Origin of the sequence: Ralstonia sp. ASV6 (assembly GCF_016429285.1) — a bacterium.
Classification (GTDB): domain Bacteria; phylum Pseudomonadota; class Gammaproteobacteria; order Burkholderiales; family Burkholderiaceae; genus Ralstonia; species Ralstonia flaminis.
On sequence record NZ_JAELUI010000118.1, the window covers coordinates 1 to 16,815 of the forward strand.

The following is a 16,815-nucleotide window of genomic DNA, read 5'->3' on the forward strand; positions in this document are numbered from 1 at the left end:
CGTCAACACGACGATGAACGTGCGCGAGAAGCTCTTGAGCTGGATCATCAGCAGCGTCAACACGGCAATGATCATGAGCGGCATCTCGGCGTTGATCGACGTCTGCCCCTTCACGCTCTCTTCCACCGCGCCGCCAATCTCGATGCGGTAGCCAACGGGCAGGTGGGCACGCTCATCTGCCAGCGCCTTCTCGATGTCACGCGTCACGCCAATGCCCTGGGCGTTGCCGCGCACGTCCGCCTGCACCGTAATGGTGGGCTGGCGGTCACGCTCCCAGATCACGCCGTACTCGAGCTTGTTCTGCACATGCCCAAGTGAGCCGAGGGGTACGGGGCCGTTCGGCGTCGGCATGGCGAGGCCCGCCAGCTTGGCCGGGTCGATGCGCTCGGTCTTGGGTGCGCGCAGATCAACGTTGATCAGCTTGTCACGCTCGCGATACTGCGTGACCGTGTAGCCAGACAGCGTCATCGCCAGGAAGTTGGAAACCTCCTCCGACGTCACCCCAAGCTGCCGTGCCTTGATCTGGTCGATCTCGAACGAGATCGAACGCTCTGCGGGTTCATCCCAATCGAACTGCACGTTCTGCGTGCGCGCGTCGGCACGCACCTTATCGGCCACCTTATCGGCGATGCTGCGCACGGTGGCGATGTCACTGCCGCTCACACGGAACTTGATCGGGAAGCCCACGGGCGGGCCGTTCTCAAGCTGGGCGACACGGGTACGGACACCCGAGAAGTCCTTCTCCAGCGTGGCGTTGAGCCAATGCGAGAGCGCATCGCGTTCTTCCACCTTCTTGGCGGTGATCACGAACTGTGCAAAGTTCGGCTGTTGGAGTTGCTGATCCAGCGGCAGATAGAAACGCGGCGCACCGGTGCCGACGTAGTCGACAAAGTGTTCGATCTCTTTTCGGCCATCCAGCGCTTTCTCCAGGCGCTTGGCCTCGCGCAGCGTGGCGTCAAACGAGGCGCCTTCCGGCAAGCGCAGATCCACCAGCAGTTCGGGCCGCTCGGAGTTCGGGAAGAACTGCTGCGGCACGCGTGTGAAAGCCGCCATGCCCAGCGCAAACAGCACAGCCGTCACACCCAGGATCACCCAGCGGCGCTCGATGCAGAACGAGATCCAGCCCGACAGGCGCTGATAGAAACCCGTGTTGTAGATGTCGTGCTCATGACCATGTTCGCCACCCGCACCGTTCTTGTGCTCGGGCAGCATGTGGTAGCCCAGCAGCGGCACCAGGACCACGGCAGCGAACCAGGACACGATGAGCGAGATGGCCGACACCTCGAAGATCGAGCGCGTGTATTCGCCCGTGCTCGACTTGGCCAGTGCGATGGGCAGGAAGCCGGACACCGTCACCAGCGTGCCCGTCAGCATCGGGAACGCGGTGCTCGAGTAAGCAAAAGCGGCGGCGCGCAGGCGGCTCCATCCCTGCTCCAGCTTCACGGCCATCATCTCGACGGCGATGATGGCGTCATCCACAAGCAGCCCAAGCGCAAGCACCAGCGTGCCCAGCGACACCTTGTCCAGCCCGATGCCGAACATGTGCATGCACAGCGCTGTCACTGCTAGCACGATTGGGATCGAGATCACCACAACCATGCCTGTGCGCAGCCCCAGCGAGACCAGGCTCACCACCAGAACAATCGCCACGGCTTCGCCCACCGACCTCACGAACTCATCCACCGAGTGCTTGACGGCGTGCGGCATGCTGGCAACCGGCGACAGCTTGAGCCCAGCCGGCAGCGTCGCCTGCAGCTCACCCGACTTGGCGTCGAGCGCCTTGCCCAGCTCGATCACATCACCGCCCTTCTGCATCGTGATGCCGATACCGAGCACGGCGTGGCCGTTGGTGCGCATCTGCGTCACGGGCGGGTCGTCGTAACCGCGCGTGATCTTGGCGATGTCGCCCAGGCGGAACGTGCGCTTGTTCACGGTGATGAGCGTGTCTGCCAGCGCCTGCACCTCCTTAAAGGCGCCAGTAGGCCGCACGAACACGCGGTCATCGGCAGTGGTGATGGTGCCGACCGGCGCCACGGTGTTCTGTGCATCAATGGCCTGCGCAATCTGCTGCGGCGTGATGGCGAGCCGCGTCAGTTGTGCGTTGGAGATCTCGATGAAGACGTGGTCAGCCGGATCACCAAAGTAGTCCACCTTGGCGACGCCCGGCACGCGCAGCAGAACGGTACGCAGGTTGTCCGCATAGTCGTGCAGTTGCGCGGGCGAAAAGCCGTCGCCTTCCAGTGCGTAGATGTTGGTGTATACATCGCCGAACTCGTCATTGAAGAACGGGCCAACCGTACCCTTGGGCAAGGTCGCGCGAATGTCGCCCACCTTCTTGCGCACCTGGTACCACGTCTCCGGCACATCCTTGACGGGTGCCGAGTCCTTCATGGCGAAGAAGATCATCGATTCGCCAGGGCGGGAATAGCTCTTGATGTTGTCGACATACGGCGCGGCCTGGAGCTGGCGCCCAATGCGGTCGGTAATCTGCTCCTGGACTTGGCGCGCGGTGGCGCCCGGCCAGTACGTCTGGATCACCATCGTGCGGAATGTGAACGGCGGATCTTCAGACTGGGCAAGCTTCGTATAACCAATGACGCCGAAGAGCGTCGCCAGCCCGATCAGGAAGACCACAAGCTGCTGATGGCGCAGCGCCCACGCCGAGAGATTGAAACCGCCCTCGTCCGCCGGGGCTGGGGCCGCAGACGCCGACACCGGCGCAGTACCTTGCGCGATTTCGCGGTCGCCGGCGCTCATGATGAAAAGTCCTCCGGGTGCAGGGGCGGAACCACCTGCACGTGTTGGCCGGCATTGACGGCATGCACGCCCTGCATCACCACGCGATCGCCATCGCGCAAACCGGATGCCACCAGCACGCTGCGCTCGTCGTAGCGGGCGATGGTGACGGGGCGCAGCTCCAACGTATCCGTGTTCGCGCGCACCACCCATACCGCCGGCTCCTCGCCACGGTGGAAGAGCGCGGTGACCGGCAGCTTGAACGGGCGCGCGGCCTGCGCATCTGCCTTGGCATCGAAGGTGATATTGGCGGTCATCCCCGTGCGCACCATCGCGTTCGGTGCCACGAGCGACAGCTTGACGCGCCAGGTCCGGCTTTGCGGATCAGCCGCCGGCGAGAGCTCGCGCACACGCGCCTCGAAGTTCTGGGATGGCGCAGCTGGAAGACTCACGTGAGCCGTGCTTCCAACGGCCAGCGAAGACAGCGCGCTTTCGGGCGCATCGCAAACGATGTCGACGTCGCCCGTCCAATCGAGGTGATAGATCGATTGGCCGGCCTGGACGTTCTGACCGGTGTCGGCATCCTCGGATGTGATGACGCCATCGTGGTCTGCCACCAACGTTGCGTAGCGCAGCCGGTCGCCAACCAGCGAGGCTTGCGCGCGTGCGGAATCGCGTTGAGCAAGCGCTGCCGCATAGGCGTCCTGCGTCTGCTCCATCTGTGCCGGCGCGATCAGGTTCGCCTGAGACTGCGCGTGGTCACGGTCGAGCTGCTGCTTGGCGTAGACCAGCCGATGCTCGGCCGCTTCCAGCTGCGCACGCGCAGTGGCCAGATCGTTACGCAAGTCGGCCTGATCGAGCAGCGCAAGCACCTGCCCCGCCTTGACGGTATCGCCCAGACGCACACGGCGCTCAACCACCTTGCCGCCGACGCGGAACGACAGCGGCGTGGAGTACCGCGCCTGTACCTGCCCCGGCAAAGTGTTCGCAACGGCGTTGCCGTCCGGGTGCAGCGTCAGTGCAACAACCGGCTTGGGCGCGCTGACCAGGGTTTCACTGGGGTGACAGCCCGCGAGCAGCACGGCGCAGCAGGCGGCAATGACAAGAGGCGCGCGTTTGGAACGCCCGACGACGGACAGGTGGGGGCGCGCTGTCGTTCGCGCATGACGATCGGGATGTTTCACGATGTTTCCAAGCAAGTGATGGTCCAACGAACAATGGGTAACGCGCATCCCGGAGCCGCGCTTCTTGTGCGCGATCGGCTCCGGGGCAACGCGTAACGGAACTCGGATGTTGGGTACGCGAGTCGCCGGTCTCCACGGCGTTCAGGAACCACGTCTCGGCAAATGGGCTGTGCTCAGCTGGCAAGCCATGGCGGACGGCTCTTTGGCCTTTGTCGCCGGGCGCTTGCCCCATCACCGCGTCCTAACTCAGGGCACACAGCCCCGATCGACCCTACGGATCGACATTAAACTCATAACTGATAATCTTGTCAACTATGACGTAAGCCACTATCATCCGCGATGTGAACACCACTCCAGAACCCGATGCGGAACCTCACGAATCGCGGGGCAGAAAGCCACCGCCAGGGGCGCGGCACGCGGCGCAAACAAGAAACTCGGGCGCGCCTGCTTCATGCGGCGTTGCTGCTGTTGTCTGAAAGAAACATTGAGCGCGTGGCCATCAACGAGATCACCGAGGCCGCCGATGTGGGCTTTGGCTCGTTCTACAACCACTTCGATTCGAAGGAAGGGCTCTTTGCCGCCCTCATCGACTGGGCGTTTGAAGATTTCGCCGATAGGCTGGATGGTGTTTCGCGCGGCTTGACCGATCCGGCCGAGATCGTCGCCATCTCGGTCCGCCACATCTTGCTGCGGGCACAGCGCGAACCGGTCTGGGGGCGGCTGCTGATACGGGAAGGCGTCTCTACGCGCGCCCTGACGCACGGCCTCGGCTTGCGCCTGCTGCGCGACAGCAAGCTCGGCCTTGCTGCCCAGCGTTTTGTGGTGGCAGATCCGCTGACAAGCGTTCTTTCAGTGATTGGGACAGTGCTCGCCGGTGTGGCAGCCGAGCTGCACTTTGCGGCCACTGTCGGCGCTGCGGGCGGCAATCACAAAGCGGCGGCCGCCCGGGTGGACCGTCTGGCCGAGCGTGCGGCCGCCTTCGTACTCCAGGCGCTGGGGGTCAAGCGCGCCGAAGCGGAGAGAATCGCGCAACTGCCGTTGCCGACAGTCATGGACGGCGGCACTTCAACCCCAGCGTGAGCCCTTGCGGCACCTGGCGAGGGTGCGCATCGATCAAGCCCGATAGAGCTCGCTGGCAAGATAGCGGTGGCGCAACTCCCGCAGCGCGGCCGCAAGAATGGCGCTGACGGGCAGCGCCAGCAGCACCCCAAAGAATCCGAACAGGTGGCCGAAGGCCAGCAACGCAAAGATCACCGCCAATGGGTGCAAGCCAATGCGCTCGCCAATCAAGCGTGGCGTGAGGAAGACGTTCTCAAGGATCTGGCCAAGGCCATACACCACGGCAACGGCGCCGAGGCCATAAAGATCGCCGAACTGCAGCACGGCGGCCAACACGGCAAGCGCAAGGCCGGCAGCGAATCCCACATAAGGAATGAACACCGCCAGACCAGTGAACAGGCCCAGCGGCAAGGCAATTTCGAAGCCTGCCAGCGTCAATGCGATGGGGTAAAACGTGGCCAGCGCCACCATCACGAGGAGCTGCCCGCGCAGGTATTGCGACAGCATCCGGTCAATGTCGATGACGAACGCCCGCGTCTTGGCAAGCCACCGCCGGGGGACCAGGCTTTCCATGCGCCGAAACATCTGGTGCCGGTCGTAGAGCAGATAGAAGAGCACGAGCGGCACCAGCACCACGTTGCCCACCACGGTCAACATCGCGTTGCCGCTGGTGCGCAGGTATTGCCAGATGGTGAGCGCGTAAGTGCCGTCGCTGCCGTGGCGCGGCCCAGTCAGCAGATCGCGCAGATGCGTCAGATCCAGGTCGACGCCTAGCCCCAGAACGGCCAGCTTTGGCTGCAGCCAAGCATTCAGATTGGCAAGCAGGCCAGGAATCTTCGCCTGCAGCTGTGGCCCTTCGGTCTGGACGACGGCGAACATGAGCGTGACGAGCAGCGCCGCCATCGCCGCAAAGCACAGGATCATCGCCAGCGCCGCGAGCCACCGGGGCAAGCGGTGACGCACCAGCCACTCTACTCCCGGCTGCAGCATGTAGGCGATGAGCGCGCCCAGCAGGAACGGCGTCAGCACCGGCCGCAGTGCCCACATGAGGACACCCGTTGCAAGCGCGACAAGCCCCCATAGCCAGGCCTGGCGCCGCGTCAGAGCGGAGATCAGCATTTTTGACACGTTGTATTCGTATGGGCAACCAGCCGCGATACGCGGACCGGCAGATGCCCCTGGCTGCGCGCGTCAGATTCGATGCTGCCGAGATCGTCAAGCACACGGGGGCATTCGTTATAGGACTTGTGTGCAGCGTCAGTCAGCGAGAATCGCGGAGGGGATCGATGAAAGCGGCGCGCTCGCAGCCTCTCCGCCGAGGAGGTTATCGCCCATGACACGACAGACGGCGACGCCACCCACATCTGCCCTGCCCGTCGGAAGCGCCTGACTTCGATGACCGGACGAAAGAGCCGCAAGCTCTCGCAATGATCCATAAGCACCTCTGACAAGGCCCGCAGGTGCTGTCGCAGATTGACGCGGCAGCTAAGCCGCGCGCTATCCGCCCTTCACCGCACACCAACAGCCCTTTGTTGATGCCAGTTCCACCGCGAGCATACGCAATTTACTCATAACTGATATATTTGTCAACTATGACGAATAACATCCATTATTGACCCGCTGGCAGCCCGCTGGGGTGGATGACGCGTCAGCCTGATGCGACATGGCGTTCTGGCTCCGCACTACCGCACCCAGCGCGCGGCACGCGTTGCGTCGTCAGTGACAGCGCGTAGCGAAAAAGAGCCTTAAGCGACGCACCGATCTGCCGATAAGAAGAGGTTGTGGTGAATACTTTGTCGCGCTGGAGCTCCACCGTTCAGGCGTCGTTTTGAAGCTCGGAGACCTTGCTGCGGCGGCTTGAGGTCCGCGCAGCCGCGCTTCCAGATGGTTCGCGGCAGTCGCGGGCGCAGGCCAGTCCATTCGGTTTGGGCACAGCTGCCGAATGCGCTCGCCTGCCTGGCATCCCTTTTACTGTCACCTGTCCCGATCTCATGCTCAGCCCCCTTGCACTGATAGGTATCGTGATGGTGTCTTGCTTGATGAGCGTCGCCATCCTTGGATCGCTGCTTCGGACTGCGGTGCCGGGGATAGGCCGCTGGTGCATGGCTCACGCGTTATTGGCCACTGCATCGGCGTGGGTGTTGATTGCCGGCGCTCACCCTGGACAGTTGGTCATCCTCGGCGCTTCACTCATTACGCTGACGGCTGTCCTGTTGCTCGTGCAGGGTATGCGTCAGTTCTTCGGCAAGGGTTCGGCGCGACATGAAGAAACTGGGGCGTTCGTCATCGCGTCCGTTGCGCTGGTGTATTTCACGTTCGTATCGCCAAACATCGGGGCAAGAATCGGGGTCGTGTCCATTTTTTTCGCGTATGCGCGGATTGCCGTTGGGACCTTGGCTCTGTGTCACGCGCCGCATGATGGCGCGCGCTACCCCTATCGATTCGTAGCCGCAGCCGCCTACCTGGGAGCGTTATTCCATGTCACGCGGGCTGTCGCCGTTGCCTACGGTATGCCGCAAACGGCTTTTCTTCAGCCATCGACCTGGAACGTTCTTTTTCTCGGGCTGGCAATCGTCACGTTCCCGTGCATGTCAACGGGCATGGTGATGCTCGCGCACGACCAACTCGCCCGGAGGATGGAGCAGCTCGCGAATACTGACGAACTCACGGGCGTGCTGATGCGGCGGGCGTTCATGGCAAGGGCGAATGCCTTGCTTCACGAAGCCGTAGCGAACAGGAAGCCGTTGTCGATTGCCGTTCTGGACATCGATAAGTTCAAAGCCGTCAACGACGCCTTCGGCCATGCCATCGGCGATCAAATCCTCAAGCATGTCACGTCGGTTGTATCCGCGCGGTTGAAGTCCGGTGACCTTTTCGGGCGTCTCGGTGGTGAAGAGTTTGCGATTGTGTTGGCAGATGCGCGAAAGATTGACGCTGCGGCTGTGATGGACGAACTCCGGCTCGCGGTCGAGCAATCGCCAGAAGAAGGTGTGCGTTGCACCTTCAGCGCGGGTATCGCAAGCGTATTGCCCGGAGACACATTGGCGGGCGCCCTGGCGCGAGCTGACGCTGCACTCTATATGGCAAAGGCGACCGGGCGTAACCGGGTCATCATGGCCGCAGAGCCCCACGAGCGCGAAGTCGAAACGTATTGAAACTCGGCCACGGCAAAGCCGGTCTGCTGATTCTGGGACGGCGAATTTCGGGGTCGCCGAATAGCGGGTCAGCGTTACATGCTGTTATTGGACACAGTTTCTCTACGACGGCTTCTAAAGCATGGGGTCAAGCTTGATCAGCGCTTTGCTTCGAGGGCCTAAGTTATTTCGTTTCAAGCGGATGGAGGCACCTCACATGTACTCTTCAGGTGCATCCTTGCAAGAGGCGTAGGAGAAGGCAATCGGGATCAACGTCTGGCCACAAAACTTGTTCGAGTACGGAGTGCAGTTACGTGGTTGGCACAGTTCCGGCCAGAAGCAGGTTCGGTATCGAGACGCTGGCGAAGGAAACCGCGTTTCCGTTTGTGCTCGGTGTAAGAACAAATTGGTGTCTGGCTGTTCTTCCTGACAACTTGTGTTGGCAACGCTTGGAGCCCCCCCGTGCTGGACAACAAATCACTGAGTGCAAAAGAGCGAGAGTACGTCCTGAAGGTCGTATCGGAAGGCAGCTTCTTGGACGGCGTATTCCACGTCGAGCGCTTTAACCGAGGCTGCGGACTGGCACATGCATCCGCGGAGCTTCCTCTGGCTGAAATTTACCCAGCCAAGACTCAAGAGGAACTTAGAATCGCCGCCGCGCAAGTCAGGCAACTAGAAGAAAGCGCACTCGCCTATGTTTGCGCCGTCATTGACCAGCGCCCGGAGCGGGAAGCGCTAAGAGCGAAAGTGTTTGAGAACAATCTCGGATTCAGTAAGCAAACCTACGATATAGCTTTTAACGACGCGTTTTTTGCAATGCGTTAGCTTGCCCGCTCTTGCCCCCCTTCTCGCCTCAGAACGTACCAGACGAAACAAGACTCCGATCGGCAATTTTTCTCCGCCTTCCACCATTGTTTCCCATCCTTAATGTACCAATTGGAACAGTGATGGGATAATCACGCCCGCGCCACGAGCCGTCTGCAGGCGCACCCAGTCAATCCAACCAAGTTCTCTCATCTTGAAGCGACTCCATTTGAAGACCGCGGCAGCAAAGGCCGCCGCCTGCCTGTTGACCGGCTATGCCCTGCTCGCCCCGCTGACCGTGCACGCCAAGCCCGCCTCGCTGGACGACAAACTGGCCGCCACGGTCGAGCAGTACGAGCAAAAGCCCAACGAGAAGAAACTGGCCGTCATCCGCGACCTGCTGGCCAAGGGCGCGCGCGCCCACCGCCCGCAACCGGCTGAATACGACGGCCCGCAAGGCATGTCCGCGCTGGCGGTGGCCATCTCGAACAACGACGCCGACTTGGTCGATCTCCTGCTCACACAGAAGAATGACCTGGAGATTCCCGTCTATCGTGATCTGGGCAACCAGCCGCTGGTCTATGCCATCTCGGGAATCGACACCAACGGCAAGGCTTCGCCGCAAAACCTGCGCATCATCAAGGCCCTGATTGCCGCCGGAGCCAACGTCAACGCGCTGAACAACGACGGCAACAACACGCCGCTGCTGCAAGCGTCGGGGCTGCGCCTCAATGCCCCGAGCCTGGAGGTCATGCGTCTGCTGCTGAGTGCCGGCGCCAACCCGAACCTGCGCAACCAGAATGGCGAAACCGCCCTCATGGGCATGGCTGCGGGCAACCTGGAAGCGACGAAGCTGCTGATCGGGGCCGGTATCGACGTGGGTGCGCGCTCCAAATCCGGCGCCACCGCGCTGAACTACGTGTGCGAGCGTCACGTCGACCTGCGCCGCAAGCCCGACCCGCAGGCCGGCGAGCGCATCAAGCTGCTGCTCAAGCCAGGCACCGACCTCAACTCGGTCGCGTGGATGAAGACGTCGGGCGACGCGCCGGTACCACTGGCATCCGCCGCACTGGATGGCAACGCCGACTGCGTGCGTGCGCTGATCAAGGCCGGTGCCAACCCGGATGCTCGGTACTACTCCGATGCGGTGGCTGCGGCTTCACCGGATCTCAAGAGCGTGACCGTGCGCAAGGACGTGCTGGCGAATCCGAGCTTCCACGATGACGACACGTTGGCGGTCTTCCGCAATCTCAAGCATTGAGGCGAAGACAAAAACGCTGACTCAAACCTGGGCGGCAGGCAACGAGCCTGCTGCTTTTTCTTTGGCGACGACGGCGCTGCGCACCTGGAGACTGATCTCCGTTGGATACAATCCGCGCCTGCATAAGCCGCGCAGCACCGCATAGGTGTTGGCTCCGTCGATCAGGTACGTCAAGGACGACCGCATCCCCCCCAACTCAGCACATCCACCCAATCAGACGCCGAACGAGTGCACGCAATCTGGCGCAGCGCTGTCGACGCTACGCTCCACTTCCTTAAAGGCCGACGGCATAAAGTCGCGTGGTTACGGGATCGGAAAACCATCGCGTCTCGCCAAACGCGCTGCGCCTGCTGCACCGGAGCAAGCGCACCAGCCGATCTGATCAGCCGAAGATCCCTGTGAATGCATGTCGCAGCAACAACGCAGCCAGCACAAGCATGGTCGTACCGATCAGGCCATCCAGCACCTGCCACGCGCGCGGCTTGGCAAACCAGGGCGCCAGCCAGCGCGCACCGAACCCAAGCGATACAAACCAGAACACACTGGCCGAACTCGCTCCCGCAACGAACCAGCCACGCAATGCCGCCGGTTGCTGCGCACCAATGCTGCCAACCAGCAGCACCGTATCGAGGTAGACGTGGGGATTGAGCAGCGTAAAGGCTGCCGCCTGCGCCAGCGCAGCGCCCCGGCTCAAACCATCGCCGCCCTCTGACGCCCGCAATTGACTGACGTGCCGTGCACGTTGCAGCGCCCGCCACCCATACACCGCCAGAAAGACGGCACCGGCCAATGCCATTGCATTGGCAAGCCCGGGACGCTCGCCCAGCGCCCGAGCCATGCCCATGACCCCAGCCGTCAACAGCAACGCATCTGCCACCGCGCAAAACAGCACCACGCTGCCCACGTGCTCGCGGCGCAGCCCCTGGCGCAATACAAACGCGTTCTGCGCGCCAATGGCGACAATCAGCCCCAGGCTCAAGACCAAGCCCTGAAGGGAGACAGATAGCGCCAGCGAAGTGGGTGTCAGCAAGGTGTCCATGCATACAGCTTGCCTGCGCCCATCAATGAAGACAAACTATCCTTACTTCATTCAATTCAGTTTTACTTAACCCATGCTGGATTACGCCGCCCTCTCTGCATTGGCTGCAGTCGTTCGGGAAGGCAGCTTTGAGCGCGCTGCACGTGCACTCCATGTCACGCCATCGGCGATTTCACAACGCATTCGATTGCTGGAAGAGCGCGTAGGCTGCGCGCTGGTGGTGCGCGATCAACCTTGCCGGGCAACAGAGACGGGGCGACAGCTCTGTCAACATGTCGACCGCGTCCGGCTGCTCGAACAGGAGTTGCAGGGCGCGCTGCCCGTGCTGGCGCCGGAGGGCATTGCGCGGGTGCCGCTGCCCATCGCCGTGAACGCCGACAGCTTGGCCACGTGGCTCGCCCCAGCCATTGCGGCCTTCGGTGCCGAACACCCGGTGCTGATGGAGGTCGCGGTGGATGATCAAGACCACACCACCGAATGGCTGCGCAGTGGCGCCGTGCTGGCTGCCGTGACCGCCACGGCCCGCCCGGCAGCCGGCTGCAACAGCCGGCCATTGGGCTCCATGCGCTACCTTGCGGCCGCCAGTCCGGCGTTCGTGCAGCGTCATTTCGCTGACGGCGTGGGCGCTGGCAGCTTAGCCAAGGCGCCCAGCCTGCTGTTCAACACCAAAGACGAGTTGCAGGCGCGCTGGGCACGGCGTCTGTGCCACCGGCATGTCGAGCTGCCACGGCACATGCTGCCCTCGCCTCAGGCATTTGTGGCAGCGGCAGTCGCGGGCATGGGATGGGGCCTGCATCCGCAGACGCTGATCGCGTCGCACCTCAAGGCGGGCTCACTGGTTGAACTGGTGCCCGGCACACCGCTGGATGTACCGCTGCACTGGCAATACGCGCGGGCGGCGTCGGCCTTGCTCGATGGGCTGAGCCGCAACGTGCTGGCTGCCGCGCACGCTGCGCTGTTGCCTTCTTGACGCGCATCGATGCAAAGGATTGCAGAAAACGACGCCGCACCCTGTCCCCAACGAAGTCGTTTCCAATTGTTACTGGCGTGAGGCATGGTCGACTTGCCGCCCGCACAAAGGGTGGTGCGAGAACCGCTTGCGGCAGTACAGTGCAGCCATGAAATCCGCCCTCTACGCCCCGTCCCTCGTTCTGCTGACCCTGCTTGGCGCATGCGGATCCCCCGCGCCATCGCAACAGCAGCTTGCCGATCAGGCCAACACCAGCAACTCGGTCATTACCGACAACGGCTGGCAGGCGCTGCGCGTCCGCTACTTCGACTGCGTCCAGCGTCGCGCTGACGAACAGGTGACCAGTCAAGCGGATACAAAAACGGTGGTGTCATCCGTGCTGGATGCGTGCGAAGGCGAACTCAAAACCATGCACGACGCCTTCCATGACTACCTCAGCGCGCAGATGGTGTCGTCCCACGGAAAATCGGGGGCGCGCCAGGCAGCCAATCAGGTCACAGAGAGCTCACGCGAGAAGGCACGCGTGTTCGCAACGGACTACGTGAACTACGCGCGCTACCAGCAAGCCAAGGCACGCTGAGCGCAGCATGTCTGGCTGACAGGCTTAGAGCATTTCCAGCGGCCGCGACCCTTTCGGTGGCGGAAAGATGCGGTCCAACTCAGCCAGTTGCTCGGGCGTCAGTTCGTACGCCAGTGCCCCAACGTTCTCACGCAAGCGCTCGCGGCGGCTGGTCTTGGGAATGGCGATGATGCCGTCGCGCGCCAGCAACCACGCCAGCGCCACCTGTGCAGGCGTCATGCCGCACGCCTGCGCAAACGGCACCAGCTTCGGGTGACGCGTCAGGTGCGCCTGCTCGATGGGGGAATACGCCATCACGGGCACACCGCGTTCGCGCAGCCAAGGCAGCAGATCCCATTCGATGCCGCGTCGGCCCAGGTTGTAGAGCAACTGGTTGACCGCAACCTGATCGCCGCCGGGTACGTCCCAGAGTTCTTCCATGTCCGACAGATCGAGATTGCTCACGCCGTAGTGGCGGATCTTGCCCTCGCGCTGCAGCGCCTGCAGGCCTTGCACGGTCTCTTCCAGCGGGACACTGCCGCGCCAGTGCAGCAGATACAGGTCAATGCGATCGGTGCCAAGCCGGCGCAGGCTACGCTCGCACGCGGCAGCAACACCCCGCCGGCTGGCGTTGTGCGGATAGACCTTGCTGACGAGAAACACCTCGTCGCGACGCCCGGCAATCGCCTCGCCGATCATCTCTTCGGACAAGCCTTCGCCGTACATTTCCGCCGTGTCGATCAAGCGCAGGCCGAGGTCAAGCCCCAGGCGCAGCGTGGCGATTTCCTCAGCGCGAGCTGCGCGGCTCTCGCCCATATTCCACGTTCCCATACCGAGCGCTGGCACGCGCTCGCCATCGGGCAAGGTGACATGTTTCATGCGTGTTGTTCCATTTGGAGCCGGTGGGCGGCTGCGACGCCTACCACAGCACCCACTCGCGCTCGTTAGCATCCCATCAATCTACAAGACGCCAGGCACACGGGTAAGGCCCGATCCGTCCGGTCAGAAAATACGCGACAAACACCTGCTAACGCGCCGATTAGGCCCGGCGCGTTCGTCCTCCACGACCCACCACCTCCCGCAAAGCTTGCGCAAACCGCGTAACAACGGGCGTGGCCGCGTCTTCGTCAAAGGTGAATTCCACATCGAAGCGATCGGACACCTCTCGCAGCGGCACGAGTTGCACCGTGGGTGGACACAGGGCCGACAGGCTCTCCGGCACAAACGCACACCCCATGCCCGCCGCCACAAGACCCACCACGGTTGGGATGTCGCTGCCGATCTGGGTCACACGCGGCGTGAAGCCGACGCGCTCGCATTGCCGCATCAGGAAACGATGGTGCGCGGAAGAGCGCTCCGGATCGAACCACACGAACGGCTGATCCGCCACATCGGCCAGCCGCTTCGGTGCCTTGTGGTGGGCAGCTTGCGGTGCGGGCATGGCCAGCACAAAACGGTCGCTCAGCAGCGCAATACCGGACAGATGCGGCGCCTCGTCACGGCGCCAGGCCATGATGCCGCCGTCGATCTGCTTGCGCGCAATGGCGGCCGCCTGCTCTGCAGAGAGCATCGGCGCCACCGCGACCTTGACCTCCGGACACGCAGCGCGAAATGCCTGCAGCACGTTCGTCACAACGGTTGCGCTGAGATAGTTCGGCAACACACCCATGTGCAGTTCACCGAGCTGACCTGCAGCGCATCGCAAGGCACGATCGCGCCCGGTTTGCAGATCAGCCAGCAGTTGCTGGGCGTCACGCAGAAAACTCTCACCGGCGGCGGTCAACTGCACGCCCCGCGCCTTGCGCGCCAGCAGCGGCGTGCCAACGGCGGCCTCCAGCTCAAGGATTTGTCGCGACAAGGCAGGCTGGACAATGCCGACGGCCCGCGCACCCGCCACCACGCTACCCGCCTGCGCGACCGCAATGAAGTAGCGAAGGTGGCGTAGTTCAATGTTCCGCATATCGATTCGGCACAGTCTTATCCATACTTATCAAGCATAGCAAATCCGCTTATAAAGCATTTGTACGCATAACTATGAACGCCTACGATGGATGCCCCCATGAACAATCGCCGCGGCACATCACGACGAGACATGACGCTCCACATCCATACGCCTTACGTACAGTCCCAACCCTATTCACGGCAGCTTGCTAAACCGGTGTGGCTGAAGATGGAAGCCGCGCAGCCGTCCGGCTCGTTCAAGCTGCGCGGCATCGGTGCCCTGTGCGAAGCGCAGCGTTCTGCGGGTGCGCAACGATTCATCTCATCGTCTGGCGGCAATGCGGGGATTGCGGTGGCCTATTGCGGGCGCAAGCTCGGTGTTCCCGTCTCGGTTGTGGTGCCGGAAAGCACACCGCAACGGGCGCGCGACCTGATCCGCCAGGAAGGCGCGGGGCTGGTCGTCCATGGCGCCGCGTGGGCAGAAGCGCATGCGTTTGCACAGTCCCTGCTCGGCCCAGGGGACGCCTTCGTACACCCATTCGACGATCCGGTCATCTGGCACGGACACGCCACACTGGTGGACGAAATGGCGGCCGCCGGACACAAGCCCGGCGCGATCCTCCTCGCCGTGGGCGGAGGTGGGCTCTTGTGCGGCGTGATGGAAGGGCTGCAGCGCAACGGGTGGTCCAACGTGCCTGTCGTTGCCGTGGAAACGGAGGGAGCCGACTGCTTCGCGCGTTCAATCGCACAAGGCAAACCCGTCGAACTCGCCACCATCTCGAGCGTGGCCACCTCGCTGGGTGCCAAGCGGCCTTGTGACGGTGCGCTTGAATGGGCAGCCCACCGAGAAATCTACAACGTTGTGATGTCGGATGCGCAGGCAGTGAAGGCAGCACTCCGGTTTCTTGACGAGCACCGCGTCGTGGTCGAGCCAGCCTGCGGGGCGGCACTGGCGGCACTGGATTGCGGGCACCCCGCACTCAAGGCAGCCTCCAGCGTTGCAGTGGTGGTGTGTGGCGGCGCCACGGTCACCGCTCAGCAACTACACGACCTGGCAGCACGGTTCGATTGACGTTGGCCGCGGGCTACCCCATCGGGCTCACGCCAATCCAGCGCGCATGGAGATAGAACGCAAACACGCCCCAGGCGACAGCACCCATCACAACGGGAATCACATCGCGTGAAAGCGACCCGCCGGGATAAACCACGCCTTCCACGCGATCCCGACGGCGCGCCGCCGCAAAATCCACCAGCCCCCAGACCAGGAACGCCCCAAACAACACGACCGCATGCAACATGCCGTTTGCCAGCAGATGCGCCAACGCCCACAGCGTCACGCTGAGCGCCATCGGATGTCGGACCCACGCCTTGAAGTGGTTGCGCGGAACATACGCCGCCGCAAAGAGGATGAAAGCCGCCAGCGTCAGCAAGCCCGCGAGATGGGGCGCCCACACCGGCCGGGTCCATAGCACGTGCGGTTCATGCCGTGCGATACCGTATCCCCAGATGACCAGCGCCAACCCGACGATGGAGGCAATGGAGTACGCACCTTTCCAGCCTTTCTCGCCCATCTGGGCGATCCGGGCCTTGCGCCACGCCTCCGCAACAATGCGAACGGAATGCACGCCCAGAAAGATCAGCAAACCCAATATCAGGATGGACATAACGGGCTCCTCGCTGCCGTGGTGGGCAGATGGCGCGATTGTCGCGCAGAAGCGCCGGCCTGGGCCGTTCTCGGCGTAGCAGCGTTGGCCAGACCCACGCCGCTTATCGAGATCAGGCCGCGACGACTTACAACGCGTTCAGCGGGATCTTCAGGTACTGGACGCCGTTTGGCTCCGCCGGGGGCAATGCACCCGCGCGGATGTTGACCTGGATGGACGGCAGCATCAGCGTGGGCATGCCCAGCGTGGCGTCGCGCTTGGTGCGCATCTGCACGAAATCGTCCTGCGTCACGCCATCTCGTACATGGATGTTGGCGCGGCGCTGTTCCGCCACGGTGGTGTGGCACGTGGCCTCGCGCCCTGCGGGCGGGTAGTCATGGCACATGTAGAGCCGCGTGTCGGCCGGCAAGTCGAGCAGACGGCGGATCGACTGGTACAGCGTACCCGCATCACCGCCAGGGAAA

General features: G+C 62.9%; 15 protein-coding genes and 1 pseudogene. 7 read left to right on the plus strand and 9 right to left on the minus strand.

Annotated features, from left to right (window positions below):
* On the minus strand, positions 1–2,757 hold a 2,757-nt coding region (locus JHD73_RS20520; RefSeq protein ID WP_199032070.1), incomplete at its 3' end, for an efflux RND transporter permease subunit.
* Positions 2,754–3,920 (minus strand): efflux RND transporter periplasmic adaptor subunit, encoded by a 1,167-nt coding sequence (locus JHD73_RS20525; RefSeq protein ID WP_199032071.1) that lies wholly within the window; start codon positions 3,918–3,920, stop codon positions 2,754–2,756. The genes JHD73_RS20525 and JHD73_RS20520, both read right to left, overlap by 4 nt.
* Before the next feature lie 363 nt (positions 3,921–4,283).
* On the opposite strand from JHD73_RS20525, the gene JHD73_RS20530 reads away from it, so the two are divergent.
* Positions 4,284–5,000: a TetR/AcrR family transcriptional regulator gene (locus JHD73_RS20530; protein WP_199032072.1), complete on the plus strand. Its 717-nt coding sequence runs from the start codon at positions 4,284–4,286 to the stop codon at positions 4,998–5,000.
* A gap of 33 nt (positions 5,001–5,033) precedes the next feature.
* Here the strand turns inward: JHD73_RS20530 and JHD73_RS20535 are convergent, their stop codons facing one another.
* Entirely contained in the window at positions 5,034–6,098 is a 1,065-nt protein-coding gene (locus tag JHD73_RS20535; protein ID WP_199032073.1) for an AI-2E family transporter, read from the minus strand.
* A gap of 920 nt (positions 6,099–7,018) precedes the next feature.
* On the opposite strand from JHD73_RS20535, the gene JHD73_RS20540 reads away from it, so the two are divergent.
* The 3 genes from JHD73_RS20540 (at position 7,019) to JHD73_RS20550 (ending at position 10,178) form a co-directional block, all read left to right on the plus strand.
* Complete coding sequence (locus JHD73_RS20540) at positions 7,019–8,134, plus strand: GGDEF domain-containing protein (RefSeq protein ID WP_233177079.1); 1,116 nt, start codon at positions 7,019–7,021, stop codon at positions 8,132–8,134.
* Between the two features lie 441 nt (positions 8,135–8,575).
* Positions 8,576–8,938 carry a hypothetical protein gene (locus JHD73_RS20545; RefSeq protein ID WP_199032075.1) on the plus strand — a complete coding sequence of 121 codons (363 nt, stop codon included), beginning with the start codon at positions 8,576–8,578 and terminating at the stop codon, positions 8,936–8,938.
* Between the two features lie 193 nt (positions 8,939–9,131).
* Positions 9,132–10,178 (plus strand): ankyrin repeat domain-containing protein, encoded by a 1,047-nt coding sequence (locus JHD73_RS20550; RefSeq protein WP_199032076.1) that lies wholly within the window; start codon positions 9,132–9,134, stop codon positions 10,176–10,178.
* Between the two features lie 21 nt (positions 10,179–10,199).
* On the opposite strand, the gene JHD73_RS20555 is transcribed toward JHD73_RS20550, so the two are convergent.
* Entirely contained in the window at positions 10,200–10,352 is a 153-nt protein-coding gene (locus JHD73_RS20555; protein WP_199032077.1) for a hypothetical protein, read from the minus strand.
* 208 nt (positions 10,353–10,560) lie between these two features.
* The gene (locus tag JHD73_RS20560) at positions 10,561–11,217 is read right to left on the minus strand and encodes a LysE/ArgO family amino acid transporter (protein WP_199032078.1); all 657 of its coding nucleotides are present in this window, start codon (positions 11,215–11,217) and stop codon (positions 10,561–10,563) included.
* A 73-nt stretch (positions 11,218–11,290) separates the two neighbouring features.
* Between JHD73_RS20560 and JHD73_RS20565 the strand changes: the two genes are divergently transcribed.
* Both JHD73_RS20565 and JHD73_RS20570 read left to right on the plus strand, forming a co-directional pair.
* A complete protein-coding gene (locus JHD73_RS20565; RefSeq protein WP_199032079.1) occupies positions 11,291–12,187 on the plus strand; it encodes a LysR family transcriptional regulator ArgP in 897 nt (298 codons plus the stop codon).
* A gap of 148 nt (positions 12,188–12,335) precedes the next feature.
* Positions 12,336–12,767, plus strand: coding sequence for a hypothetical protein (locus tag JHD73_RS20570; RefSeq protein ID WP_199032080.1), 432 nt, complete (start codon positions 12,336–12,338; stop codon positions 12,765–12,767).
* Between the two features lie 24 nt (positions 12,768–12,791).
* Here the strand turns inward: JHD73_RS20570 and JHD73_RS20575 are convergent, their stop codons facing one another.
* Positions 12,792–13,625 carry an aldo/keto reductase gene (locus tag JHD73_RS20575; protein ID WP_199032081.1) on the minus strand — a complete coding sequence of 278 codons (834 nt, stop codon included), beginning with the start codon at positions 13,623–13,625 and terminating at the stop codon, positions 12,792–12,794.
* Positions 13,626–13,785: 160 nt separating this feature from the next.
* Positions 13,786–14,706, minus strand: coding sequence for a LysR family transcriptional regulator (locus JHD73_RS20580; RefSeq protein ID WP_199032082.1), 921 nt, complete (start codon positions 14,704–14,706; stop codon positions 13,786–13,788).
* 132 nt (positions 14,707–14,838) lie between these two features.
* Here JHD73_RS20580 and JHD73_RS20585 point away from each other — a divergent pair, with 132 nt between their 5' ends.
* Complete coding sequence (locus JHD73_RS20585; protein ID WP_199032084.1) at positions 14,839–15,759, plus strand: pyridoxal-phosphate dependent enzyme; 921 nt, start codon at positions 14,839–14,841, stop codon at positions 15,757–15,759.
* A gap of 13 nt (positions 15,760–15,772) precedes the next feature.
* Here the strand turns inward: JHD73_RS20585 and JHD73_RS20590 are convergent, their stop codons facing one another.
* Positions 15,773–16,351: an NnrU family protein gene (locus JHD73_RS20590; protein WP_199032083.1), complete on the minus strand. Its 579-nt coding sequence runs from the start codon at positions 16,349–16,351 to the stop codon at positions 15,773–15,775.
* 127 nt (positions 16,352–16,478) lie between these two features.
* Positions 16,479–16,815: pseudogene (locus JHD73_RS20595) on the minus strand (MBL fold metallo-hydrolase); the annotation flags it as partial.

Excerpts from the sequence above, each read along its gene's own strand:
- JHD73_RS20530 (WP_199032072.1), top strand. The coding sequence starts at position 4,284 with ATGCGGAACCTCACGAATCGCGGGGCAGAAAGCCACCGCCAGGGGCGC.
- JHD73_RS20535 (WP_199032073.1), bottom strand. The coding sequence starts at position 6,098 with ATGCTGATCTCCGCTCTGACGCGGCGCCAGGCCTGGCTATGGGGGCTT.
- JHD73_RS20540 (WP_233177079.1), top strand. The coding sequence starts at position 7,019 with ATGAGCGTCGCCATCCTTGGATCGCTGCTTCGGACTGCGGTGCCGGGG.
- JHD73_RS20560 (WP_199032078.1), bottom strand. The coding sequence starts at position 11,217 with ATGGACACCTTGCTGACACCCACTTCGCTGGCGCTATCTGTCTCCCTT.
- JHD73_RS20565 (WP_199032079.1), top strand. The coding sequence starts at position 11,291 with ATGCTGGATTACGCCGCCCTCTCTGCATTGGCTGCAGTCGTTCGGGAA.
- JHD73_RS20570 (WP_199032080.1), top strand. The coding sequence starts at position 12,336 with ATGAAATCCGCCCTCTACGCCCCGTCCCTCGTTCTGCTGACCCTGCTT.
- JHD73_RS20575 (WP_199032081.1), bottom strand. The coding sequence starts at position 13,625 with ATGAAACATGTCACCTTGCCCGATGGCGAGCGCGTGCCAGCGCTCGGT.
- JHD73_RS20580 (WP_199032082.1), bottom strand. The coding sequence starts at position 14,706 with ATGCGGAACATTGAACTACGCCACCTTCGCTACTTCATTGCGGTCGCG.
- JHD73_RS20585 (WP_199032084.1), top strand. The coding sequence starts at position 14,839 with ATGACGCTCCACATCCATACGCCTTACGTACAGTCCCAACCCTATTCA.
- JHD73_RS20590 (WP_199032083.1), bottom strand. The coding sequence starts at position 16,351 with ATGTCCATCCTGATATTGGGTTTGCTGATCTTTCTGGGCGTGCATTCC.